This window comes from Evtepia sp. (assembly GCF_034090835.1).
Taxonomy (GTDB): domain Bacteria; phylum Bacillota; class Clostridia; order Oscillospirales; family Oscillospiraceae; genus Evtepia.
Genome location: NZ_JAXDRS010000027.1, coordinates 1 through 23,681 on the forward strand (window position 1 = coordinate 1; position 23,681 = coordinate 23,681).

The window sequence follows — 23,681 nt, forward strand, 5'->3', positions numbered from 1 at the left end:
GGAAGAACTGAAAGCCAAATCGGAACGGCTAAATGAACTGAATGCGATGCTCAATCTCGACAAAAGAGAGAACGAGATCGTTGACGGTGAGCGAGCCGATGAAGAACCGAGCCGCTCCAGCGATGACAGGGAGCGATGAAACGATCCGCACATTTGCAATACGGCATTTCCGTCGCTACAATGAAGTCAGATCAAAGGACGGAGGTGCCTGATATGTTCAGACGCAAAAAGGATAAGCGAATTGTTGAGTTAAATCCGGAAGAACTCCGGCTCGCTAAATATGCGCTCCTGGGGTTCCGAAACAAGCTGGTCGCACAGGGCAAACCGACCGAAGATGTCAATGCGCTGTTACTGAAAATCATGAAGTAACCAATGATAGCCGCAAGGAATCAAAACCTTGCGGCTATCATAAACTAATGAGGTCGATAATCTAAAAATGTGTGCGGAGCGACTTCTATTCGCCCATGAAATGTGCGGAGCGGATTGACAATCGCCCATGTTTTGTGTATAATGAAGCAGGAAACTCATGCTGGAGAGTGATTCAGATGTATTTGAAAAGAAAAGTAGATGCCTTCTTAGAGGAATGGAAAGCAGATAAAAACAGAAAGCCCCTTATTGTCAAGGGAAGCCGTCAAATAGGCAAAACGGAATCGATCCTGCATTTTGCTGCCGATCATTACGAAAATGTGATCGAGATCAATTTTGTCCGTGACGAGAAATACAAGGGAATCATCGCGGACGGATATGAAGCCGCTGACATTATCAAGAACATTTCACTCATTGACCCGACAAAGAAGTTTGTGCCCGAAAAGACGCTGATCTTCTTCGACGAGATTACGGAGTTTCCGGAAATTGCAACATCGCTCAAGTTCTTCTGCATAGATGGGCGGTTTGATGTGATTTGCAGTGGGTCAATGCTGGGAGTCAATTACAAGAAGATCGAAAGCAACAGCGTAGGGTATAAAAAAGACTATGAGATGTTTTCGATGGATTTCGAGGAGTTCTTGTGGGCAAAGGGCTATGGAGATGACACGGTAGAAAACCTGCTTTCCCATATGAAGGAATTCAATCCTTTTAGCGAGTTGGAGATGAATGTCTTCCATTCGCTGTTTCTGGATTACAATATCCTTGGCGGAATGCCTGCTGTCGTCGCGGAGTATATCGAGCGAAACACCTTTGAGGGATCGCTTGATACGCAGAAGCAGCTCATAGCGGACTATAAAGAAGATATTCGCAAGTATGCCACCGGAATCGATCAAACAAGAATTATCAATGTGTTCAACCGGGTTGCGCCGCAGCTTGCAAGGGAAAACAAAAAATTCCAGATTTCCAAGGTGGCATCCGGCGCAAGATTCCGGGATTATCGAGGATGCGCAGAGTGGCTTTCGGATGCAGGTATGGTCAACATCTGTTACTGCATGGAGTTTCCGGAACTGCCATTGGGAGGTAATTACGAGCCCAACACATTCAAGCTGTATTTTGCGGATACGGGTCTTCTGGTATCCATGCTGGATGATGAATCGCAGGAGGATTTAAGAGCCAATAAGAACCTGGGTGTTTATAAGGGAGCCCTCTATGAGAACATGGTAGGAGAAGCTCTCATCAAGCAAGGATATAAGCTGTTCTATTACAAAAAAGAGGATTCCACGCTGGAAGCCGATTTCTTCATTCGTTCAACCGCATCCTTGATTCCTGTTGAAGTAAAGGCGAAAAGTGGGCGGGCAAAATCAATGAAAACATTGATTGCCTCTGATCACTACCCGGATATCAGATATGGGATTAAGTTCTCAAAGAACAATATCGGGCATGAGAACAGGATATACACATTCCCGTACTTCTGCACATTTCTGCTGAAAAGATTTATGGCTGGTTTTCACGCTGAAGAAGAAGCGGAATAACAAAGACAGCATGGGGAGCATACAGCAAAAAATCTGGCAAAAATTCCCTGCAAAACGGAATACAACCCGATTCGACCGTTCATTGAAAAAGTGGACGGTCTTTCTTTTTGTCAAAGTTCACTTCCGTTGAGAACTTGGCTAAAAATATGTTCAACTTCTCAATTGAATGCTACATAGCCGCCGGCGATTCCCTCATCGGCGGCTAAATCTTTATGAAGGAGGAAGCAAAATGACAAACGAAGAACTGAACACCGCTTTATACAAGAAGGTGTTCGCAGAACAAGAGAAGTATCGGGAGTGGCTGCTTTCCCAGCCGCCCGACGAAATCCTGAACCACTGCTACGAATAATCCTTATTGCGTTTATGCCGTTCTCTATGAAAACGAGGCTCGATACCCGGGCAAAACAATAAAGGTGCGGAGCTTTCAGGTACAAGGCGTTGCTCGGCACGTAATAAAATCACTCTAAACAATAATCTAATGTCGATGGGAGATGTGTTGTTTTGAATGCGAAAGATGTTAAATGATCTGCATCAATTTAACAGAGATATTGCCTACCAACGTCATACGCAGCGTTTGGACGTTCTTGAAGAGCCTGACATGGAGGAAGAGGGATACAACCCTTTATTGCATAAATTTATTGATGCTTTGGCTGTATGTCAGCAATCGACTGAGGATGTTAAATTCTGGTGGCTTGACGAGATTGAGGACGCAGACCTAATAAAAAGTCTAATGCGACTTACGGATGATGAACTCGATCTGATTGATGGAGCTTGCGAAGTCCCTTTGGTATCTGCACCGTGATCTCAGCGAGGAAGCCGGTAAACAGGGCTATCTTTCCTGTCTGGACGATTACCAACGCGGAGGGTTTCCCGACGCCACCGCCCGTCTTGCGGAAGCCTTGAAGGATGCAGCGTTTTACCAGACGCTGAAGGATGAGTTTGCCGCGTTCTCCGCCGCCTATTCTCAGGACAAAAGCCTCATGCGCTTCCGCTTCCATAATCAGCAGAAGATTTGGACGCAGCTCAGCGAGCTTCCGCTGGAACGCAGAGAATACCATTCGGATATGGCGGAGATCCCATCTGTCGGAAGATTTATCACTGAGGATGAAATCTCCGCCTCTCTGACCCGTGGGAGCGGCATTGACGGCGGAAAGGGGCGCATCTACGCCTATTTCACAGAAAAGCACAGCTCTAAGGAACAAGTGGACTTTCTGAAAAACGAATACGGCATCGGCGGCAGGTCTCACGCAGTATCCGGTGCGACGCACAGCGGTGAGGAGCACGGCGGAAAAGGCATCGTCCTGAAAAAGCAGGACTGCCCGGATGTGCAGATGAACTGGGCGAATGTCGCCAAGCGTATCTCCGAGCTGATCCGTAAAGACCGCTTTCTGACGCCGGAGGAAAAGACACAGTACGAAGAGCTTCAGCGGCAAAACACAGAGCGAAATGCGGGCTGGAACGAGTACAACGCCGTAAAGGAAGCGCACCCCGACGATATGGTGCTGTATCAGGTGGGCGATTTCTTTGAGATGTACGGCGAGGACGCAAGACAGGCGGCGGAGCTGCTTGATCTGCATCTGACCACCCGGAACATCCCGGATACGGGGCGTGTAGCCATGTGCGGCATCCCTTCAAACCGTCTGGAGCAGTATGCAGCGCCACCAACGTTCTAAAAGCAGCATATTGCAACCTCCTGAAAAAGGGAAAGACCCCTTTGACTTGATATCTCAGTCAAAGGAGTCCCCTAAAAATAAAGCGTCCTTGACAGAAAGATACCTTCTGTCAAGGACGAATAAAACACTTATCCGCGGTGCCACCTTGATTCACGGCATGACCCGTGCACTTAGCAGGATACCAACATATCCCCGGCAAATGACGTCTGCCTGCAACGTCGCAGAATACTTTGTGAAATCACATTTGACTGCGCCCTCAGCGGTCCATTTGACAACTTGTTTCTTACCTGATTCTCAGCACCACAGGCTCTCTGTAAAGGCATCATTGCCGTTATCTCCGCTTCAACGGTTTGAAATATTAAAATTTTTTTAGAATATAGCATACACAGATCAGGATGTCAATAGGTCAATTCTGGTATCATTTGAGAGAAAAAACTGGGATGCTGCTCTGAGAGGGGAAAAGAAATTCTGCCCGGAACAAGCGGAATGGATGGCGCGCAGTTTTCGGCCCGAGAAGTGGTCTATGAAAGATGCAAGAACAAATTGTTGATAGTGCTGTTGCTTGCTGATAAAACGTTGAATTAGTTCTTTACTTTTTTGACCATTCTGGTACTATGGTCATATAGTAGATTGGTGTTCATAGATAATAGGAAGTACTACTGCGCAAATATATTTTGAGAGCAACATATGACACTCTTTTGGTGACTATTATGATTATTTGGTCACATCGTTGGATTTGTGGGATGCAATATAAGTTGGTAGAACATGCGCTTTCCTGATTGTTTGGGAGCATACAGACTACATATCAATCTGTTGCGGAGGTGAAATTGATTATATTATTAAGGTGCTTCCTTTTCTTAGAAAATAATCTAAAAATTAACTTGTAAAATAGAGGAGTCACCTATATAAAAAATAAATTGGAGGAAATGAGATGAACCATAAGCTACGAACAAGAGTTTTTTCCGTTCTAATGATTTTCGCCCTAGTATTTGGAGCGTTTTTGGGGATGATGACTGTCTATAAAGATAATAGTGTAATGACAATCTATCCGAAGGAAGCGGTACGGTCAGGTGCTTTGGGTGGAGAAAGTATAGAAAAGGAGTCCGCTATACGTCCCGAGAATTCGATAGTGACCGAGGGCGGAGCTGCCAGGGAAAGTGCTTCTGCCAACACTTTGTCGCCCTCCGGTTCGACTGTGGCGGCCCCCCTCCCTTCCAACCAATTGGCGTTCCAGTGTATTTATAGCACCCAGATGAAAGGTGAAATCAAAATTACTGGTAATACGCTGCATATGCCCGATTCCCGCTATTATACGCAAAAGTACATTGATAGCTATGGAATGACTGGAGCTGGAGGTCGAGGAAGTTCACAAAATAATGATCTGTATATGGGTGAGTACGATGCTGATAGTGATCCGAGTACCCGCAACTCCTCTGCAGATGAAATTGAAGTAACCGGCCAAGCGCGGATTCATAAAGCGTTTTTGGTCTGGGGTGGTACAACCAAGGCTGGTGATAAAACACGTACCGGCAGCCAAGTGTCCGGCAAAACACCGCAGGAAGAACCGCAAGCGGCAGCAGAAGCGGAGATTGCAGCCGGTCCGGTTATCAAGTTTAAAACGCCCCAAATGACGGGATAACGACGGTGAGCCCGACGAGATCCAATCGTCTTACAAATTATAAGAATGATTATACCGCCTATGCTGATGTGACTGAGATGGTCAAAGAAGGTGGGGCGGGCACCTATTGGGCAGGTGACCTTCCGATATCTACCGGTTATGATACCTATGGTGGCTGGGCTTTGGTTTTGGTCTATGCAGATGATACAAAACCGAGAAATGACCTTAATGTGTTCTTTGGACATCGATATGCAGATAAAAACATGGCCATCGCAATACAGCTCACTGGTTTAGTGACTCCGCCGGCCGGTACAGTTCACGGTAAGCTGGGAATGGTTACATGGGAAGGAGACTATTCGGGCAAAGGGGACTATATGACGCTTGGTAAGGTTCCGGATGCCAATAACCCGAGGGTTTATGATGGATTGAACGATCAAGATAATATTGCGAATTCAGCCGTAACTTGTAATGGTGAGGTGATCGCAAATCGTATCCCTGCTTACACCAATACCTTTGGTACAGACGCTAAGATCATCAACATTGATGGTAAAATAGAGAATGAACAAGACAAAGTCGGTCTTTATTTGACATCTGTTGGCGACGTGTATTACCCAACTATTGTCACTACAGAAGTGGAGTTGTATGCGCCGAATGTACAGGTGGAGAAGTCCGTAAAGAATATTACCCGTCCTGGCGCACAAGTTGCGATGGGGGGAGATATCCTGGAATATACCATCGATATGAAAAACATTGGCTACGATCGAGCCACACTTACTACGGCAACGGACAGATTGCCGGATGGCGTGGAGTATATCTCTGGCAGTGCTTCTTGTTTCAGCGGAAATAACTGGAGTCCCCGGACCGATGTTTCGGGCGACGATGAGGTGGTTTATGATGAGAATAACCGCTCTCTGATTTTCTATGTAGGAGATAATGCAACGTCCTCGGAGGGGGGGACGCTCGACTATAATCAAGCGAGCAGATACCGTTATCGAGCTGTTGTGAATGAGCCGGATCAAGTCAAAAAAATTACGAATACCATTCGGGTAGATTATGCAGGATCTGATAAGGATAAGAGCAACGGTGGAAGCTCAAGTGCAAGTAGCACGGTTACAGTAGAGCCGCAGAATCCAGCGCTTTTATTTTCAAAAGTGGCAGACAAGAATACGGTAGTGGCAGAAGATGTCATCACCTATACATTCACGGTGAAGAATACGGGCAATGTGACATTGAGCAACCTTACGCTACTCGTTCCTCTCTTCACTCAGAAGGAGGATTATGCGGAGTAATTCTGAAACATAACCGATTTTTCAAGGAGGTGACGAGTTCTTTGGATAAGAGAAGGCGAAAAAAGAGCAAGGATCTTTTGTTTTTATTTCTGCTTGTGTTTCTGTGTGCGATTGCAGCAATATCTTTCTTTATGATACTCTCCCAATTTTTTGAGGCGAAAAGAGAACAGGAAGCTTTTGAGGAATTATCGAACATCATTCCATACCACTACATAGACGAAGAAAGTGCAACCGACAAGGGAGACCTCCCTTTGAAGAATCCTGATAACGCGACGGAAAATGGAGACAGCCCTGTTAATCCGTATGCTGAATTAGCACAGAGGAATCCCGACTTTGCTGCATGGCTTCAAATGCCAGGAACCAACGTAAATTATCCTGTGATGTTCACACCAGATAAACCGGAGTACTATTTACGTCGTGCATTTGATCGCTCCGCTTCCATAAGTGGAACACCGTTTATTGGGGCAGATGCCTCTCTGGACAGTGACTGCTTTATCATTTATGGACATAAGATGAAGAACGGCTCTATGTTCGGCACGCTCGAATATTATACAGGTCCCGAGTTTTGGTCCCAGCAGAAATACTTTACGCTTGATACCGTAGATGAACAGCGAATCTATGAAATATTCGCCGTTGTAAAAACAAAAATCCTTGCAGCAGATACTTTGGATTTTCAGTATTACCGCTATACCGGAGCATTAAGCGATTCAAAGTTTTCGGAATTAACAGAATGGCTGCGAGGGCAGTCGCTGTATGACACGAAGATAAACCCTGTTTATGGAGAGCAGATTCTCATTCTTTCAACTTGCAGCTATCATACAGAGAATGGAAGACTGATTGTAGCTGCGAGAAAAGTGAAATGAATCGATAGAGTGGGTTATAATTTGGTTGGATTTGGTGTAGCGATCTTTTGCAGAATCTTACCTATACAGATTCTAAGAATATGAAAGGAAAAAATATGGCATTTAGTGAACAGGAACTTGTTACGATCCGTCAAACAATGTTGGACAAAGCCCGGCAGTGTGCGATTTCCGTTGGAGTGAAACTAACCTCTCTGGAGGTCATTACAGAAACATCTAACATTGCGAAGGGTTCGTTTTATCGATTCTTCCCATCTAAAGAATTGCTTTATTTGGAAGTGTTGAAGGGTATTGAGCAGGAGACATATAAGGCCGCAGGAGAGGCGATCCAATCAGAGAATGCCCTGCCAGCGTTTGAAGTGGCATCCAAAATGACGCTTTCTGCTTGTAAACACCTCCACACCTCAGGTGTGGTCCCATTTATAAAAAAAGATGTGCAGTATCTTCTGTCACGGCTTCCTGCGGAAGAGCGTAAAGCACATGACGAACAATACAAAGCGAATATCTTAGCGCTCCTAAAAGCTGCAGGCTTACAGCCGAAATGCAGTTTTGATCTGGCTGTTGCGACCATACAACTCCTGGTTCTGACCGTATTGCATTGGGATAGAATTGGAGGCTTATATCAGCAGGAGGTTATCGAAACGGTGATTCGGGGGACATGCCGTGAACTCTTTGATTGAAAAGCATTGTTTTTCCGGGAGTTTTTTCATTTGGAGAGTTTGAAAACGCTCTTTGCAGTTTGCCCGCCCTTGATTTTTACCTGGTTTTGGGTGGTTATCCAGTGGATAACCACCCAAAATTTGTGTAAAATGAGGGCTAAGTGGCGCCCCGATCGTATCACAAGAGCCAGTTTTTTGAAGAGGGAAGAAGGACCGTGCTTGTAATGCCTGTTTTCAGCCTTTATAATAGGGGTGAAAAGAGAACGGACAATGTGGAAGGAAAAGAGACTACCCACTGCGGGTAGGGGAGAAGAAGAGGATCTGTGCTATACTGAAACATAACGATTTTCGTGGAAACAGAACATAGGAGCGTGGGATGGAGATATGAAGAGCAGAGCATTCATTTTTTTGCTGATTCCTGTGTTGTTGCTTTTTGCAGGCTGTTCTGACACAACGGAACAAGAGGAGACGCCGACCACCATTACGGTCTGGCATGTCTATGGCGGACAGACCGATTCCCCATTGAATGACCTCATCAACCAGTTTAACCGGACGGTGGGAAAGGAGAAGCAGATCAATGTACAGGTCACTTCCGTGTCCAACACCAATACGATCCACGAGCTGGTCCTGGCTGCGGCCAACGGGGAGCCGGGGGCTTCGGAGCTGCCTGACCTCTTCATCTCCTATCCCAAGACGGTGATGGCGCTGCCTGATGACAGCATTCTGGTGGATTACCGGGACTACTTCAGCGAGAAAGAACTGGACGCCTTTCTTCCGGCGTTCCTGGAGGAAGGCACAATAAACGACCGTCTGCTCATCCTTCCGGTGGCCAAATCCACAGAGATCATGTTCATCAATCAGACCATCTTCGACCGCTTCTCCCAAGCCACCGGTGTGACCATGGAGGATCTGGACACCTGGGAGGGGCTCTTCGAGGCTGCTGAGCTCTATGCGACATGGACCGATGGAAAGACACCGGATATTCCGGGGGATGCCAAGTCCATGTTTGTCCACGACTACTACTTTAACTACTTCCAGGTAGGAGCGGAGTCTCTGGGTGAGGATTTCTTCCAGGGAGACAGGCTGGCCTTTGGGCCTGCGTTCCAGACAGCGTGGGAACCGCTGGCCCGGGCTGCCCTTCGGGGAGGCGTCTGGCTCAAGGGTGGGTACGCTACCGAGTCCATCCGCACCGGTGAGAGCATTGTCAGTGTGGCCTCCTCTGCCAGTATCCTCTATTACAGCGATGTGGTGACCTACCCGGATAATACATCCGAGGATATCACCATCGTCTCCCGCCCCTGCCCGGTCTTTGAAAAGGGAGACCGGCTGGTGATGCAGAGGGGGGCGGGCTTCTGCGCAGTGCGCTCCACCCCGGAGCGGGAGCGGGCTGCGGTGACCTTTCTCAAGTGGCTGACCGAACCGAAACACAATGTGGAGTTCGTGACCCGAACAGGCTACATGCCAGTGACCAAGGCTGCATTTGAAAACGAGCTGCCAAAGGCCATCGAGGGACTGGAGAGCGCCAAATATGCCTCGCTCTATCAGGCGTATCTGGACACCCAGGAAACCTACTCGTTTTATGTGCCGCCGCAGCTGGAGACCTATCTGAGCCTGGAAACGACCCTGGAGGACCGTGTGCGGGCGCAGCTTGCCCTGGGCCGCCAGGACTATCTGGCCGCCGGAGAAACCGGCCTGGAACAGATCGGTGCAGAACGGCTCCAGGCCTTCCGTGAGATCATGGAGCGATGACACAGGAGAGGAGGAAACACCGTGCTGAACAAGCTGAAGGGGCTCCGGGCACTGAGTGCCTTTGACAAAAAGCAGAGCGTCGGCATGCAGAGAAAACTGATGCTCTACTGGGTCTCCATGATCCTGGTGGTCTTTGCGGCGGTGATCCTCCTGCTGTCCATTGCCGGGGCCTTTTCCCGGGACGATGCGCAGCTCCATGAGGTGATGGAGCTCCACCTGAAAAACACAAAGGATAATCTCACCAGTCATCTGGAGCACCTGACCGCCCAGAGCCTGCATTTATCCCGGGAGCTGAGCCGGGAGATCGAGGGGGTGCTGGTAGAGGAGGGCATCTCCCTGCAGGAGGTGAATGATGACCCGGAGCGGCTGCTGAAGCTGCAGGAGGTCATGTACCCGCTGGTCAGCACCACCCTCCAGGCAGCCAACTGCAATGGTGCGTATGCCATGTTGAATGCCACCACCAACACCGGGCTGGCGGTGGCAGACCATTCCCGGAGCGGGCTCCACCTGCGCTACTCCAACCTCAGCGCCAGCAGCCCGGTCACGCCCACGGTGGTCTACTTCCGGGGCATCCCGGACATCGCCCGGAAAAAGGATCTGGAACTGCACAACCGGTGGAATCTGGAGTTTGACACCGATCAGGTCCCAGGGCTCCGGGACCTGATGGACATGCCTCTGACCCGACCGGCAGAACGCTACTTCTGGTCCCAGCGGTTCGACTTAAAGGATACCTGGGAATCTGCCATGCTGCTGTGCGTCCCCATTGTGGGCAGCGGCGGGACCGTGTACGGGGTCTGCGGCGTGGAGATCAGCGCCCTGTATTTCCAGTTTTCCTATCCCACAGTAGAGGGTCAATTCGGCTCCGCTGTTACTGTGCTGGCCCCCATCCGGGACGGCCGGCTCCAGCTGTCCGAGGGGTTGGTGGGCAGCGTCAGCGGTACCTACCTAGATGGCCGGGAGACCCTTGTCATCCATCAGGGCCGATATTACAACGAATATGATACAGGGGACGAGCGGTATATCGGTCTGCATCAGACCATTCGCATCGCCCGGGAAGAGGGGGAGGGGACCGTCTGGGCCGCCGCCATCCTGAGCCCCCAGGACAGCTATGCGGCCTACACAGCCGGCGTACAGAGGACCTGGGTCATTGCGGCCCTGGTGCTTCTTCTGGCGCTGCTGACGCTCTCCTTCTTCCTGGCCCGGAGATTTGTCCGCCCCATCACCGACAGCCTGAAGCGGTTCCAGCTGGAAGAACTGCTGGGACAGGCCATGTCCTCTGGAATTTCGGAGGTGGATGAACTGGCAGAGTTCCTGAATGCCCGGGCCCGGAACCAGCGGCTGGAGCAGGGAGAGCTCCCCCCCAACATCGCAGAGCTCTTTGACCAGTTCATCGCGCGAAACGATCTTTTGACAGAGGCAGAGCGGAATATCCTGCGCTACTACATTGACGGCCACGAGATCGCAGAGATCCCGGATCTGGCATTTATCAGCATGAGCACGGTCCGAAAACACAACCGGAGCATTTATGAGAAGCTGGGGGTCGCCTCCCGGGATGAACTGATGCTCTACATCGATCTGCTCCGCCGCTGCGGAAGACTGCAGGAACTCTCCTGAGCATACTGCCATGGCACAGCAAAGCGCACAAAACCGGAAGACTGGTTTTGTGCGCTTTCTCTATTATCCAATGGATACCGTTTGCAAAAAGCGGGAAAAAGTGTCCGGCATACCATATGCGTCCGGGGGCTACTCCTGTTATAACAGGAGTAGAAATGGAAGGAGGTGCACGATATGATCGATCTGTTGTGCAGTCATCTGGAGGATTGCGGCACACCCCGGTATTTCTGTTTTTCCATTCGCTGTGAGGTGTGCGGCGAGTTTTGGTACAGCAGCAGCGTTCCGTTTTCCAAGGCGGCCCAGGCGGCCCGCCACCAGGAGAAGAAGGAACTCTATGATGCCCTCTACCAGAGGGAGAAGCAGCGGGCCCGGTTGTCCGCCGGGCAGGAGGCCAGAGAGCGGTTCAGCCAATGTCCCATCTGCCGGCGGCTGGTCTGTGATACCTGCTTCCTCATCTGCGACGAGATGGATCTGTGCCGGGAGTGTGCCGGACGGATGCAGGAGTTCGGGGAGCCGGTGGCGCCATGAGAAGGAGATGGCCGTTGCTCCTCCTTCTGTGCCTGCTGCTGACCGGATGCAGCACGGCGGCCTCTGGAGGACGTTTGATCCCTGCGGCAGAGGGGGCCGGGACCTACAGCGGGGCGCTGCATCCCTTCCTTGCCGGGTATGGGATAGAGGAAGTGGAGGATTCCCTCTATGCGGAGGTATCCCGGGGCAATACGGCGGCCTGCTTTGATGTGCAGGCTATCCCGGCCATGGCCCGGGGGATCGGACGGTATTGGTATCCCCATGTATCGGCCACGGTGGTCCTGGCAGTGGACCGTACGCGGACCGATGCAGTGATCACCGGCTGGAACAGCCTGCGGGAGAGCGGAGCCCCTGTTGGCGTGAGCACCACCTCTATCATCCGCAATATGCTGGTCATGGGGGCGCTGGCCTACGGGCTGGACCGGAAGGAGCCTGCCAAACAGGATGCCCTGGAGTTTCTGGAGTATCTGTACCAGCATGGAGGATTCGAGATCGAGGGATCCGATGCCCCTGTTCTGCTCTGCCTGGACTACGAAGCCGCTGCATGGAACCGGCAGGGAGGGGCCTATGAGATCATTGTGCCGGAAGAAGGGACCCTGTCTTACCGTTTGGGGCTGCTCTCGGAGGTCCCCCTGACACTGGAGCCTGGACTGGATGAAGCCCTTCTGGCGGCGGGCCTGCCGCTGTCCAGCGGAGAGAGGCCCGAGGGCTTCCCTGAGGAGTATGGGTCAGCCCGCACCCTGGGAGAGAAGGACTATGACTGGTTTCTGGAGGTGGCCGGGGACAGCAGCAGAGATCTGCGCCGGCAGGTGTTCCATACCCGGCTCTATACCACGGCCGACCTGCGGGAGCATATTCTGTCCGCCCTGCTGATCACCGCCGCCATCTTGCTGTGGAAAGGAACGGTATCCCACCGAATGGTCCGCCGTGATATCCGCCTGGTGGTCGATCTGCTGGGATGGCTGATGGTAGGGTGGCTCCTGCTGCGCCTGTTCAAGTATCAGCTGGCGCCGGACGGGCTCCCCAGTCGAATGTGCTGGTATGGCTACTATCTCTTTCAGCTGGCGCTGCCGGTGGCCCTTTTGTATCTGGCCACCATTCTGGACCGGGCCGAGGGGGAGAGGACCCTGGTGCGGCCCCTTTGGCCGCCCCTTGTCTGTTATGTGCTTTCGGTGCTGCTGGTGCTGACCAATGATGTTCACCAGCTGGTGTTCCGTTTTGCGCCGGAGGGAAACTGGGCCAGCGATTACCGTTATGGGCCGGGATATTGGATCATTATGGCGGGCTTCCTCCTGTTTCTGGCCGCTGCCGTCTGGAAGCTGTTCCGCAAGGGCCGCAGGAGTGCCTCCCGAAGAGGCAGGGTGGTCTCTCTGCTGTTCTGCGCGGGACTGGTGGTCTACCTTGCTGCCTATGTCAAGCGGGTGCCGCTGGCGTGGGAGAGCGACTTTACGGTCAACATCTGCATCCTGTCCGCCCTTTTCTTTGAAGCGACGCTCCATGCAAGGCTGGTCCCGGTCAATCTCCAATATCAGCGCCTGTTTGCTTCGGCGCCCATCAGCCTGACCCTGCTGGATGAGAGCGGACGCACGGTCCTGGCCTCCCGGGGGGTGCGCCCTGTTTCCCATTCCGTCTGGAAGCGGCTGCGCATGGACATGGAGCAGCCGCTGCTGCGGGACAGCAATACCCAGTTCCATGCGGTCCCCATCCACGGGGGCATGGCGGTGTGGCAGGAGGACCTCTCTCAGCTCAACCGGCTGCGGAGAGAGATCCAGGACGTGCAGGTCCGGCTGGAGGCAGCCAATGCCCTGCTGCGGGAGGAGGGTGAGGTGAAAAAGCGTCTGCTCACGGCAGAGACCAAGCGGCGCCTGTTTGAGCAGTTGGACCGGGATATGGAACGCCGGGTTGCATCGCTGGCCCGCCTCATCAAAACCCTGCCGTCGGCAGACCATCCCCGTGGCCTGACCGCTTACATCACCCTGTGTCTGTGCCACATCAAGCGCAGCTGCAATCTGTTCTTTCTGGCCCGCCAGGGGGAACCGCTTCAGGGAGAGGAACTGAGCGTTTATCTGGACGAGTTGGCAGAGCTTGCCCGCTATGCGGGGCTGCAGATGCTGATCCGCTGCGGACAAAGCGGGGCCCTGGAGATCCGCAGGGCGGCGCTCTGCTACGACTTTGGCTTTGAGACCATATCGTGGGCCCTGCGAGAGGAAGCCTCTCCCCTCATGGGGTACCTGGAACCGGAGGGAGACCGGCTGGTGTTCCGGTTCCTTCCGGGCAGAGATCCCGGACAGTGGCACTTCTCGGAGGAACTCCTGTCGGCGGTAGCCAGGCAGGGGGGCCAGATCCTCTGCAAGGACCTGGATGACGCCGTCGGGATCTATATGACCCTGCCCCTGGGAGGTGAGGTTTATGGCTGAGTTTTACCGTTTGCCCCCGTGGATGCTGACAGCATTGGTGATGGTGCTGGCGCTGTGCATCGTGCTGCAGACTCTGGCCATCTCCTACAGCATCCGGCGCCTGCGCACCAGCTGGGTGCGTCAGGTGGAAAACGGGATGGAGTGCGTCATCCTGGCCGCCCTCTTTCTCTTCGCTGCGCTCCTGGCGCAGGTGCAGTATGGGCTGTTCTGCGGCTTTCTGGACCCCAGCGCCTATGGTCTTGCCCGGCAGGGGGTGTTTCTGCTGGCAGCGGTGCTGGGCACCGCGGCTGCGGTGGGAACCGAACTGCTCCGGCCCTTCTTCGCCGTGGGTGGGACAGCGGTCCTGCTCCCCATGACAGAAAGGCTGGCAGGGCCTGCGTACCCCCTGGTTTTCCTTGCAGCGATTCTCTTTTTCCTCCTGCGCGGAGGAGTCCTCTGTCTGACGCGCCGGCGGGCGCTCCATACCCAGCTCTCCACCATATCCGTGAAGGAGGCCATCGATACCCTGCATACGGGGCTGCTGTTCTTTCGCCGGGAGGGAGACATCCTGCTGTGCAACCGCCGTATGGCTGTGCTGGCCCAGCAGATGACCGATGGTCCCCTGCACGATGGGAGGGAATTTCAGCGGCGTTTGGAGGGCGGCCCCCTGCGCAGAGGCTGCGTACGGGAGGCCCTGGGAGGCCAGCAGGTGATCCGCCTTCCGGACGCCTCTGTGTGGAGCATTGCCTCCCATGACATTCCCATAGGGCGCCGGACCTGGGTGCTGCTGACTGCCGATGACGTGACGGAGCGGTGGGATGCGGTGACCCTTCTCGCCCACCAGAATCAGGTGCTGGAGAAGCGGGGACAGGAGCTCCGCCACACCATCGAGCATCTGCAGGCCATCTGCGAGGCGGAGGAGATCGCCCGGAGCAAGGGCAGGGTCCATGATCTTTTGGGGCAGCGGATCAGCCTGCTGCTCCGGGCCCTGCGGGACGACAAGCAGCCGGACGAGGTCCTGCTGATGGAGTTTGTACGCAACCTTCCCTCGGCATTTCTGGAGGAACAGCCCCCCAGCCCGGCTCACCGTCTGGAGATGCTGAAGGAAACCTTTCAGGGCATGGAGGTGTCTGTGGAGATCCGGGGGGAACTGCCGGAGGACACAGAAGTGGCCGGGAACTTTGCCGAGATCGCAGTGGAGTGCGTCACCAACGCAGTGCGCCACGGATATGCCACCCGGGTCCAGTTCCATTTTTTCCAGAATGACTGCTGGCGCATGACAGTCACCGACAACGGCATCCCCCCCGCCGGGCCTATAAGGGAGGGAGGCGGCATTGGCGGAATGCGCCGCAGGGCCCGCCGGCTGGGGGGCACGCTGGAGCTCTATACCATACCCCGATTTCGGATCGAACTGTCTGTTCCAAAGGAGGCTGTGCAGAAATGATCAAAGTTCTGATCGTAGAGGACCACGCATCCATGCGGGAATCGCTGACCATGGCGCTGACGGCTGCGGGAGAGTTTTCCGTGGTGGGCGAAGTGACCAACGCCGAGTACGCCCTGGATTTCTGTAAGCACCTGCACCCGGATCTGGTGCTGATGGATGTCTGTACCGAGGGCGGGGCTTCCGGCCTGAAAGCTGTGGAAGATATCCGCAAAACCTGTGGAGAGATCAAGATCATCGTCATGACGGCCTTTGACGAGATCACGTACATTCCCCGGGCCAAGGCTGCCGGTGCCAACGGCTTTGTCTACAAGAGCCGAAGTCTCAACGATTTTCTGGAGGTGGCCCGGACGGTGATGGCGGGCGGCAGCAGCTTCCCGGAGCCCAGGACCATCCCCATGCCCCAGGGGGAGGCCCCGCTGACCGACCGGGAGATGGAGGTGCTTCGTCTCATGTGCAAGCACATGACCAATAAGGAGATTGCCCGGGAACTGTTTATCAGCGAAAACACCGTCAAGTACCATAAGATGAACATGCTGGGAAAGACCGGTTTTTCCAAGGCGGTGGATCTGGCCTTCTATATGATCTACAACGGCTGGATCAATCCGCTGTATTAAAAAGAAATCTGTGTTCAGTCCACCGGCATTTGCCGGTGGATTTTTGTTGGCCCGGAGAAAAGACTACCCGCTGCGGGTAGGGTGCAGGGCGCAAAAAGACGCTACAATAAAGCCAGACATCCGATAGGCAAGGAGGTGGGGATGTTGAAAACGGTGCTTTTGATCATGCAGCGGGCATCGCTGGCCCAGGGGTTGATGGCGAAGGTGCGTGATATCCCCGGTATCCAGGTGTACTATGAGTCGGACTATGACCATGTAGATGCGGCCATCCGCAGCCATCTGGCTGCCGGCGTGCTGCTTGAGGTCTCGGAGGGCGGCGCCCATGACATTGGCTTTTGCCTGACTCTGTGTGCATGGCTGCGGGAGGTCGCGCCCCGCTGCCGGCTTATGCTGATGTGCCCCGAGGGGCAGGAAGAGGCAGTCCACCGCGCCGTTGAGGCCAAGCGAAAGGGTGAGATCGACGACTTTGTGTTTTATGATGTGTCCCTGGACTATCTGGTGGCCAGCCTGCAATCTCTTTGAGGAGGGCAGAGATCCTTTTGCACTGGGAACAGGCCCCTGACCCAGGTGGAAGGGTGCCTTCTGCAAAGAGGCGTGTCCCTGTAGAAATAACCTGGAAGGGTTATGAGCATCGTATGATCCCTGCAGAAACAACAAAAAAGAAAGGAAAGATGAACATGAAGAAGCGAGTATTGACAGTTCTGTTAGCCCTGGCGATGATGGTCGGTCTGGTGGCCTGCGGCGGCGGTGGCGGCGGCGGCACCAGCGAGGCAAAGAGCGCTGCCGGTACCTACCACCTGGATTCCATGAAGTCCGGCGACGAAGAGATCACCATGAAGGAAATGTCTGAAATCATGGGAAGCGAGATCATCGTGGCCATGGAGCTGAAGGATGACAACAGCTTTACCCTGGATTGGGGCGTTTTGGAGGCAGGCGACAACGTCAGCGGTACCTGGAAGCTGGATGGCGACACCCTGACCCTGAGCGCAGCCGGCGACTCTTTGGACGTCACCTATGACGGCAAGACCATCGTCTTGGACGTGGAAGGCGAGATCCTGACCTTCGTGAAGCAGTAAGGTCCTACAAAGGAATTTTGTGCACACGGTTTCAAACGGAGCGGCATTTGCCGCTCCGTTTTTTGCAAGTTGCTGGAAAAACTACCCGCAGCGGGTAGGGCGGCGCAGAGGGGAAGCCAGTAAAATGAAATCAAAGGAGAGAATCGCAGGATAAAAAGCAGATAAAAACTGAGGAAGGAGATCACACTATGGGACTTATCAAAGCTGCGTTCGGTGCAGCTGGCGGCGTCATGGCCGATCAGTGGAAAGAATTCTTCTATTGCGAGGCCATTCCCGCAGATGTACTGGCGGTAAAAGGAAAAAAGAAGGTCACGGGCCGCTCCAGCAACCACAAGGGCGATGACAATATCATCTCCAACGGCTCTGTCATTGCGGTGTCAGAGGGCCAATGTATGCTCATCGTAGAGCAGGGCAAAGTGGTGGATGTGTGCGCTGAGCCCGGGGAATACACCTATGATATGTCCACGGAGCCCAGCATCTTCTCCGGTGACCTGGGTGAATCCATCAAGGGCGTGTTCCAGAACATCGGAAAGCGCTTCACCTTTGGCGGCGAGGCCCCCAAGGACCAGCGCATCTACTACTTCAACACCAAGGAGCTCACCGGCAACAAGTACGGTACCCCCAGCCCGGTCCCCTTCCGGGTGGTGGACCAGCGGGCTGGTATCGACCTGGACATTGGTCTTCGGTGCTTCGGCGAGTACAGCATCCGGCTGAACAACCCGCTGCTGTTCTACACCAATGTCTGCGGCAACGTGAGCGAGGACTATAAGACCGAGCAGATCGCAGGGCAGATGAAGACAGAACTTCTGACCGCCCTCCAGCCTGCCTTCGCCAAGATCTCGGAGATGGGCATCCGTTACTCCGCCCTCCCCGGCCACACCCTGGAGCTGGCCGAGGCGCTCAACGAGCAGCTCTCCTCCAAGTGGCGTGACCTGCGGGGCATGGAGATCGTGTCCTTCGGCGTCTCCAGCGTCAAGGCCAACGAGGAAGACGAGCAGATGATCAAGGAGCTGCAGCGCAACGCAGCCTTCATGGACCCCACCCGGGCAGCCGCCCATCTGGTGGGCGCCCAGGCCAGCGCCATGCAGGCAGCAGCCAGCAACCAGAACGCCGGCCCTGCCATGGCCTTCATGGGCATGGGCATGGCCGGACAAATGGGCGGCATGAACCCCCAGAACCTCTATCAGATGGGGGCCCAGCAGCAGGAGCAGCCTGCGCCCCAGCCCGTTGCGCCGCCCCCTGCACCGCCCCAGCCCGCCCCCGCTGCGCCTGCCGGGTGGGACTGTATCTGCGGCGAGAGCGGCATCACCGGCAACTTCTGCCCCAACTGCGGCAGCAAAAAGCCGGAACCCAAGCCCGCCGCCGAGAGCTGGACGTGTCCCCAGTGCGGCACAGCTGCCACCGGAAAGTTCTGCCCTGAGTGCGGGACCAAGAAGCCGGAAGTGCAGCCGGAGGGCTGGGTATGCAGCTGCGGCGCAGTGAACAAGGGGAAGTTCTGCCCCGAGTGTGGCCAGCCCAAGCCCGCAGGCGTTCCCCAGTACAAGTGCGATAAGTGCGGCTGGGAGCCGGAGGACCCTGCCCATCCGCCCAAGTTCTGCCCTGAGTGCGGAGATCCCTTTGACGACGGGGACCTGCAGGGGTGAACCGGGAGGAAAAACGCACCCACAGTTGAGACGATTCAGAAAGGAACGAGGATATGGGACTTTTTGGGAAGTTGTTTGATAAAAAGGAATGTTCGGTCTGCGGCGGGGAGATCGGACTGCTTGGCAACCGAAAGCTGGAGGATGGCAATCTGTGCAAAAGCTGCGCTGCCAAGCTCTCTCCCTGGTTCAGCGACCGCCGCCGGAGCACGGTGACAGAGATCCAGGAGCAGTTGGCGTACCGGGAGGCCAACCAGGAAAAAGTCTCTGCCTTCCGGGTGACCCGGACCCTGGGCGAGAGGACCAAGGTGCTGCTGGACGAGGACGCAGGGCTGTTCATGGTCACCTCCGCCAAAGACCTGGCGGAGGCCAACCCGGACGTGCTGTCCTTCTCCGATGTGACCGGGTGCATTCTGGACATCGACGAGAGCAAAACGGAGATCGAGTACAGAGACGAAGAAGGGGAGCGGCATAGCTTCAGCCCCAGGCGGTATACCTGCTCCTACGACTTCTCCATCGTGATCCACGTCAACCATCCCTACTTCAACGAGATCCGTTTCCAGCTCAACAGCGAGACCGTGGATAACGACGTGGAGACCCTGCTGGACGGACCGGACGACATCCGGCTGTTGGGGGGCGGCTTCCGGGCTATGATGGGGGGAGGCTCCCAGTTCTCCGACGCAGAGGAAGTACAGGGCAGTGTGGAATACCGGCAATACGAGGCCATGGGCCAGGAGATCCGGGAGGCCCTGCTCCAGGTCCGCCAGCAGGCCCGGGAGGAGGCAACTGCGGCTGCGGCCCCCAAGGCCGCGGTGACCTGCCCCTACTGCGGTGCGACCACCACGCCGGATGCCAGCGGCTGCTGTGAATTCTGCGGCGGGGCGGTCAACGGATAAGACAGACACCCGGAAAAACCAGGACAGACAGGAAGCAGCGCCATGGAAAGGAGTCACACCATGAAAAGCTACGAAATTTTGGGCGGCAACCTCCCCGTTGTCGTGTGTGAGTTAGCCCCGGGGGAAGCCATGATCACCGAGAGCGGGAGCATGAGCTGGATGAGCCCGAACATGAAGATGGAGACCACCTCCGGCGGCGGCATGAAAAAGATGCTGGGCCGGCTGGCATCCGGGGACTCCATATTTCAGAACCGGTATACCGCAGAGGGAGGAGACGGGACCATTGCCTTCGCCTCCAGCTTCCCCGGTGCCATCAAAGCCCTGAACATCAGTGCCGGTCATTCCATGATCGTGCAGAAGAGCGCCTTCCTGGCCTCGGAAGAGAGCGTGGAGCTGTCCATGTATTTCCAGAAAAAACTGGGAAAGGGACTCTTTGGAGGCGAAGGCTTCGTGATGCAGAAGCTGAGCGGGCACGGAACAGCCTTTGTGGAGATCGACGGCCATGCGGTGGAGTATGACCTGAGCGCCGGCCAGGAGATGGTGATCAGCACGGGCTACCTGGCAGCCATGGAAGAGACCTGCACCATGGATGTGGTCACGGTCAAGGGGGCAAAGAACATGCTCTTCGGCGGCGAGGGGATTTTCAATACCGTGGTCCGTGGTCCGGGCAAGGTGATTTTGCAGACCATGCCCATCAGCAGAGTGGCAGAACTGCTGCTCCCATTTTTCGGCGATAAGAAATAATAAGCTGCGTATCGATTAAAAGAGGTGACGAGTCATGTTGAAGAAAAAAGGATTATGGAGCCTGGTTCTTGCGGCGCTGATGCTTCTCAGCCTCACCGCCTGCACAAAAGAGGAAAAGAAAGCGCCGGCTCCGGAGGCAAAGTCCCCCAAGACGGTGAACGCCGCCCTGTGGGACCTGGTCTATGACGAAGCGGACGGCTGGGTCTACAAAGAGGACGACTTCTACAATGGAGAGACCTCCTCTAAGATCACCCTGTCCATCCCCAAAGAAGGAGAAGAAGACAAAAACGTTCTCACTGCGGTGATCCATGTTGCCCTGGAAGACCCCTATTCCTTCCGTGACTATCTCACCAGCTATGGGTTCGACGAGCGGGAATACGTGGATAAGGCTTACGAGCTCACCAATGTAGGCGGCGTTGACTGCCTCAAGCAGGAAGGAAACAGCTGGGGCTCGTCCAGTCTGCGGTACTTTAACCGGGTAGAGGGCGCCGGCGCAACGGTGATGATCCAGCTCATTGGAGAATACAAGGACGAAAAGGCAGAAAAGCTTCTGGCCGGCCTGACCATCAAGCTGGAAGACACCGGCAATAAAGACGGCCCCTGGTACTGGGAAGGGGAACCCTACTCCGCTCAGCCCCGCAGCGCCATGGTGGGCACCCATACCCTGGACAGCCAGTGGATCCCCATTACAGACTGCATCATGACCAAGGAGACCTTTAACCACGCCGTGGCGGTCAGCGGAAACCAGGCCTTCCTGCTGGTGGACGGTGCGCTCAAGCGCTATGACTACGACGGCAAATCCCTGAAGTTTGCAGAGGATATTGCGCTGGACAAAGAGTATGAGGACATTTCCGTTGACACCAACGGGACCGTCTGGCTGTCCAACTTTGCTGCTCCCCTGATCAGCTGGAAGGACGGCGCAAAGACCGCCTCCTACGAAGGGCCGGACCATGTGGCCATGCATCCCTCCGGGACCTGGGGCGTCAACTGGTTCTCCAACGGGGAGTGCCAGAAGATCACCCTTTCCGGCGGGACCATGAAGACCGAGCCGCTTATCTTCAAGGAAGTCAGTACGGTCAGCCACCTGCTGGTGGATGAGAACCACATCTATGTCTGCGGCTCTGCTGCGGATGAAAGCGGCCATAAGGTGTTCGTCTATGACGCCAAGGGTACCTTGCAGCGGACGCTGGCTGATTCCGACGGCAGCGGGCTGGGAAGCGTCACCTTCGTTACAGAGACCCCCAACGGCTTCCTGGGCCTGGACGGGAACATGCGCGAGGTGGTGCTCTGGACCAAGGACGGCGCTTACATAGGCGCAGTCGATGACGGCGACCTGTTCGGCACCAGCTATCCCTGGTTCTGCGGCGCCACAAAGCTGGACGACGGCAGCATCCTGGTGATTATGACAGAGACCAGAGCGGACAAGTCCGCGAAGGAACTGGTCGCATATCAGCTCAGCGGCTTCTGAGCGGAATGAGGAGGGGGAAGAGGAAACGCGCGAGACTTCCCCAGGTGCGCTGCGCAGCAAGAACGCAGACCGCATGGAAAACGCACAAGAAAACAGGCGCTTGTCTTGACGATGGACTTTACCAACGCAGCGCTGAAACACGCAGACTGGATCGTTGACCCGGGCCTGCCCGTCAGCGGGGATCCCACATCTGCGGAACCGGCTCCCGCCCCGCTTTGGGGCGGGAGCGCGCCCAATCGGGCCCCTGACGGAGGGGGAAGGCATCCGTCCAGCCGATACACGGCACCACAGTAAGAACTGCTTCCGGCGCTGCGCCGTTCCAGCCCTGGAAAAGGCAGCGCCGGCACGGGAAGCGAGGGAATGAAATGTCAACACAGATCACCAACTATCAGTGCCCCAGCTGCACCGGACCGCTGCACTTCTCGGGTGCCTCCGGCAAGCTGGAGTGCGACTACTGCGGCGCCAGCTACGACGTAGCGGAGATCGAGGCGCTTTACGCAGAGAAAGAAGCCAAGGCGGCAGCGGCGCAGCAGGCGGCCGAGGAGAAGAGGGAGGAGCAGACCCCGCCGCCCTCAGGAGAGGCGTCCTGGGATACCTCCGGGTTTTGTGAGGACTGGGGCGCAGAAGGAGAGGGGATGCGGACCTACAGCTGCCCCAGCTGCGGCGCAGAGCTCCTCTGCGACGCAAGCACGGCGGCCACCTCCTGTCCCTACTGCGGGAATCCCACGGTGGTGCCGGGGCAGTTCTCCGGGCATCTGCGGCCGGATTTTATCCTCCCCTTCAAACTGAGCAAGGAGGATGCGGGCAAGGCCCTGAAGGACCACTACAAAGGAAAATTTTTCTTACCCAAGCAGTTCAAAGATGAGAACCATGTGCAGGAGATCCGGGGGATCTACGTTCCCTTCTGGATGTTTGACGGCGAGGCCGAGGGCAGCGCCCATTATGAGGCCACTCGTTCCCATACTTACGTCTCCGGCGACTATGAAGTCACGGAAACCGAGCACTACGACGTGTACCGGGCTGGATTCGTCACCTTTGAGAAGGTGCCGGTGGATGCCTCCAGCAAGATGCCGGACGACCATATGGACTCCATCGAGCCCTATGACTACGGGGAGATCAAAGACTTTTCCACGGCGTATCTCCCCGGTTTCCTGGCCGACAAGTTTGACGTGACCGTGGAGGACTGCCAGCAGCGGGCCGACCAGCGCTGTGAGGGGACCCTGACCTCGGCGCTGCGCCAGACCATCGGGGGATATGACACCTGTACCCTCAGGGATGATCACATCAACCTGAAAAGGGGCAAGGTACACTACGCCCTGATGCCCGTCTGGATGCTCAACACCAAGTGGAAGGGCAAGGACTTTCTCTTTGCCATGAACGGGCAGACGGGGAAGCTGGTGGGCGACCTGCCGGTGAGCTGGGGAAAGTTCTGGGGGCTGTTTGCCGCCATCGCCGTCCCCCTGTCGGTGGTAACGTCTTTGCTGAGCTTTGTGCTGTGAGAAGGAGGGTGGGTCA

The 23,681-nt window shown here is 55.0% G+C and carries 22 protein-coding genes; all 22 read left to right on the forward strand.

Features of this window, described 5'->3' with window-relative positions; all coding sequences use genetic code 11:
- The first annotated feature begins 213 nt into the window (after positions 1-213).
- The 22 genes from SOR61_RS05295 (at position 214) to SOR61_RS05400 (ending at position 23,665) form a co-directional block, all read left to right on the forward strand.
- A complete protein-coding gene (locus SOR61_RS05295; RefSeq protein WP_320611636.1) occupies positions 214-369 on the forward strand; it encodes a hypothetical protein in 156 nt (51 codons plus the stop codon).
- Positions 370-545: 176 nt separating this feature from the next.
- On the forward strand, positions 546-1,898 hold the full coding sequence (locus tag SOR61_RS05300) for a DUF4143 domain-containing protein (protein WP_320611637.1): 1,353 nt from the start codon (positions 546-548) through the stop codon (positions 1,896-1,898).
- A 229-nt stretch (positions 1,899-2,127) separates the two neighbouring features.
- Positions 2,128-2,247 (forward strand): DUF3848 domain-containing protein, encoded by a 120-nt coding sequence (locus SOR61_RS05305; RefSeq protein WP_407066510.1) that lies wholly within the window; start codon positions 2,128-2,130, stop codon positions 2,245-2,247.
- Positions 2,248-2,412: 165 nt separating this feature from the next.
- Positions 2,413-2,700, forward strand: a complete 288-nt coding sequence (locus tag SOR61_RS05310) for a hypothetical protein (RefSeq protein ID WP_320611638.1) — start codon at positions 2,413-2,415, stop codon at positions 2,698-2,700.
- Positions 2,663-3,571 carry a hypothetical protein gene (locus SOR61_RS05315; protein WP_320611639.1) on the forward strand — a complete coding sequence of 303 codons (909 nt, stop codon included), beginning with the start codon at positions 2,663-2,665 and terminating at the stop codon, positions 3,569-3,571. The genes SOR61_RS05310 and SOR61_RS05315 overlap by 38 nt, the downstream gene beginning before the upstream one ends.
- Before the next feature lie 931 nt (positions 3,572-4,502).
- Positions 4,503-5,210: a hypothetical protein gene (locus SOR61_RS05320; RefSeq protein WP_320611640.1), complete on the forward strand. Its 708-nt coding sequence runs from the start codon at positions 4,503-4,505 to the stop codon at positions 5,208-5,210.
- A 5-nt stretch (positions 5,211-5,215) separates the two neighbouring features.
- On the forward strand, positions 5,216-6,478 hold the full coding sequence (locus tag SOR61_RS05325; RefSeq protein WP_320611641.1) for a hypothetical protein: 1,263 nt from the start codon (positions 5,216-5,218) through the stop codon (positions 6,476-6,478).
- A gap of 41 nt (positions 6,479-6,519) precedes the next feature.
- On the forward strand, positions 6,520-7,341 hold the full coding sequence (locus SOR61_RS05330; protein ID WP_320611642.1) for a class B sortase: 822 nt from the start codon (positions 6,520-6,522) through the stop codon (positions 7,339-7,341).
- Positions 7,342-7,436: 95 nt separating this feature from the next.
- On the forward strand, positions 7,437-8,018 hold the full coding sequence (locus SOR61_RS05335) for a TetR/AcrR family transcriptional regulator (protein WP_320611643.1): 582 nt from the start codon (positions 7,437-7,439) through the stop codon (positions 8,016-8,018).
- A gap of 363 nt (positions 8,019-8,381) precedes the next feature.
- Positions 8,382-9,746, forward strand: coding sequence for an extracellular solute-binding protein (locus SOR61_RS05340; RefSeq protein ID WP_320611644.1), 1,365 nt, complete (start codon positions 8,382-8,384; stop codon positions 9,744-9,746).
- A gap of 21 nt (positions 9,747-9,767) precedes the next feature.
- On the forward strand, positions 9,768-11,360 hold the full coding sequence (locus SOR61_RS05345; RefSeq protein WP_320611645.1) for a LuxR C-terminal-related transcriptional regulator: 1,593 nt from the start codon (positions 9,768-9,770) through the stop codon (positions 11,358-11,360).
- Between the two features lie 174 nt (positions 11,361-11,534).
- Positions 11,535-11,888: a hypothetical protein gene (locus SOR61_RS05350; RefSeq protein ID WP_320611646.1), complete on the forward strand. Its 354-nt coding sequence runs from the start codon at positions 11,535-11,537 to the stop codon at positions 11,886-11,888.
- On the forward strand, positions 11,885-14,305 hold the full coding sequence (locus SOR61_RS05355; RefSeq protein ID WP_320611647.1) for a histidine kinase N-terminal 7TM domain-containing protein: 2,421 nt from the start codon (positions 11,885-11,887) through the stop codon (positions 14,303-14,305). Before SOR61_RS05350 ends, SOR61_RS05355 begins: the two co-directional genes overlap by 4 nt.
- The gene (locus SOR61_RS05360; protein WP_320611648.1) at positions 14,298-15,728 is read left to right on the forward strand and encodes a hypothetical protein; all 1,431 of its coding nucleotides are present in this window, start codon (positions 14,298-14,300) and stop codon (positions 15,726-15,728) included. The genes SOR61_RS05355 and SOR61_RS05360 overlap by 8 nt, the downstream gene beginning before the upstream one ends.
- The gene (locus SOR61_RS05365; RefSeq protein ID WP_320611649.1) at positions 15,725-16,342 is read left to right on the forward strand and encodes a response regulator transcription factor; all 618 of its coding nucleotides are present in this window, start codon (positions 15,725-15,727) and stop codon (positions 16,340-16,342) included. The genes SOR61_RS05360 and SOR61_RS05365 overlap by 4 nt, the downstream gene beginning before the upstream one ends.
- 141 nt (positions 16,343-16,483) lie before the next feature.
- A complete protein-coding gene (locus tag SOR61_RS05370) occupies positions 16,484-16,864 on the forward strand; it encodes a hypothetical protein (RefSeq protein ID WP_320611650.1) in 381 nt (126 codons plus the stop codon).
- A gap of 155 nt (positions 16,865-17,019) precedes the next feature.
- Positions 17,020-17,418, forward strand: coding sequence for a lipocalin family protein (locus SOR61_RS05375; RefSeq protein WP_320611651.1), 399 nt, complete (start codon positions 17,020-17,022; stop codon positions 17,416-17,418).
- 188 nt (positions 17,419-17,606) lie between these two features.
- Complete coding sequence (locus tag SOR61_RS05380; protein ID WP_320611652.1) at positions 17,607-19,061, forward strand: SPFH domain-containing protein; 1,455 nt, start codon at positions 17,607-17,609, stop codon at positions 19,059-19,061.
- Positions 19,062-19,114: 53 nt separating this feature from the next.
- Positions 19,115-19,954, forward strand: coding sequence for a DUF4428 domain-containing protein (locus SOR61_RS05385; RefSeq protein WP_320611653.1), 840 nt, complete (start codon positions 19,115-19,117; stop codon positions 19,952-19,954).
- 60 nt (positions 19,955-20,014) lie between these two features.
- Positions 20,015-20,698: a TIGR00266 family protein gene (locus SOR61_RS05390; RefSeq protein ID WP_320611654.1), complete on the forward strand. Its 684-nt coding sequence runs from the start codon at positions 20,015-20,017 to the stop codon at positions 20,696-20,698.
- 34 nt (positions 20,699-20,732) lie between these two features.
- Positions 20,733-22,166, forward strand: coding sequence for a hypothetical protein (locus tag SOR61_RS05395; protein ID WP_320611655.1), 1,434 nt, complete (start codon positions 20,733-20,735; stop codon positions 22,164-22,166).
- 365 nt (positions 22,167-22,531) lie between these two features.
- Positions 22,532-23,665, forward strand: coding sequence for a hypothetical protein (locus SOR61_RS05400; protein WP_320611656.1), 1,134 nt, complete (start codon positions 22,532-22,534; stop codon positions 23,663-23,665).
- Positions 23,666-23,681 lie beyond the last annotated feature (16 nt).

What these genes read in the sequence shown, in the direction of transcription:
- SOR61_RS05395 (WP_320611655.1), top strand. Translation starts at nt 20,733, where the DNA reads ATGTTGAAGAAAAAAGGATTATGGAGCCTGGTTCTTGCGGCGCTGATG.
- SOR61_RS05310 (WP_320611638.1), top strand. Translation starts at nt 2,413, where the DNA reads ATGTTAAATGATCTGCATCAATTTAACAGAGATATTGCCTACCAACGT.
- SOR61_RS05360 (WP_320611648.1), top strand. Translation starts at nt 14,298, where the DNA reads ATGGCTGAGTTTTACCGTTTGCCCCCGTGGATGCTGACAGCATTGGTG.
- SOR61_RS05385 (WP_320611653.1), top strand. Translation starts at nt 19,115, where the DNA reads ATGGGACTTTTTGGGAAGTTGTTTGATAAAAAGGAATGTTCGGTCTGC.
- SOR61_RS05295 (WP_320611636.1), top strand. Translation starts at nt 214, where the DNA reads ATGTTCAGACGCAAAAAGGATAAGCGAATTGTTGAGTTAAATCCGGAA.
- SOR61_RS05305 (WP_407066510.1), top strand. Translation starts at nt 2,128, where the DNA reads ATGACAAACGAAGAACTGAACACCGCTTTATACAAGAAGGTGTTCGCA.
- SOR61_RS05315 (WP_320611639.1), top strand. Translation starts at nt 2,663, where the DNA reads ATGGAGCTTGCGAAGTCCCTTTGGTATCTGCACCGTGATCTCAGCGAG.
- SOR61_RS05335 (WP_320611643.1), top strand. Translation starts at nt 7,437, where the DNA reads ATGGCATTTAGTGAACAGGAACTTGTTACGATCCGTCAAACAATGTTG.
- SOR61_RS05390 (WP_320611654.1), top strand. Translation starts at nt 20,015, where the DNA reads ATGAAAAGCTACGAAATTTTGGGCGGCAACCTCCCCGTTGTCGTGTGT.
- SOR61_RS05320 (WP_320611640.1), top strand. Translation starts at nt 4,503, where the DNA reads ATGAACCATAAGCTACGAACAAGAGTTTTTTCCGTTCTAATGATTTTC.
- SOR61_RS05370 (WP_320611650.1), top strand. Translation starts at nt 16,484, where the DNA reads ATGTTGAAAACGGTGCTTTTGATCATGCAGCGGGCATCGCTGGCCCAG.
- SOR61_RS05350 (WP_320611646.1), top strand. Translation starts at nt 11,535, where the DNA reads ATGATCGATCTGTTGTGCAGTCATCTGGAGGATTGCGGCACACCCCGG.
- SOR61_RS05365 (WP_320611649.1), top strand. Translation starts at nt 15,725, where the DNA reads ATGATCAAAGTTCTGATCGTAGAGGACCACGCATCCATGCGGGAATCG.
- SOR61_RS05400 (WP_320611656.1), top strand. Translation starts at nt 22,532, where the DNA reads ATGTCAACACAGATCACCAACTATCAGTGCCCCAGCTGCACCGGACCG.
- SOR61_RS05375 (WP_320611651.1), top strand. Translation starts at nt 17,020, where the DNA reads ATGAAGAAGCGAGTATTGACAGTTCTGTTAGCCCTGGCGATGATGGTC.
- SOR61_RS05340 (WP_320611644.1), top strand. Translation starts at nt 8,382, where the DNA reads ATGAAGAGCAGAGCATTCATTTTTTTGCTGATTCCTGTGTTGTTGCTT.
- SOR61_RS05300 (WP_320611637.1), top strand. Translation starts at nt 546, where the DNA reads ATGTATTTGAAAAGAAAAGTAGATGCCTTCTTAGAGGAATGGAAAGCA.
- SOR61_RS05380 (WP_320611652.1), top strand. Translation starts at nt 17,607, where the DNA reads ATGGGACTTATCAAAGCTGCGTTCGGTGCAGCTGGCGGCGTCATGGCC.
- SOR61_RS05355 (WP_320611647.1), top strand. Translation starts at nt 11,885, where the DNA reads ATGAGAAGGAGATGGCCGTTGCTCCTCCTTCTGTGCCTGCTGCTGACC.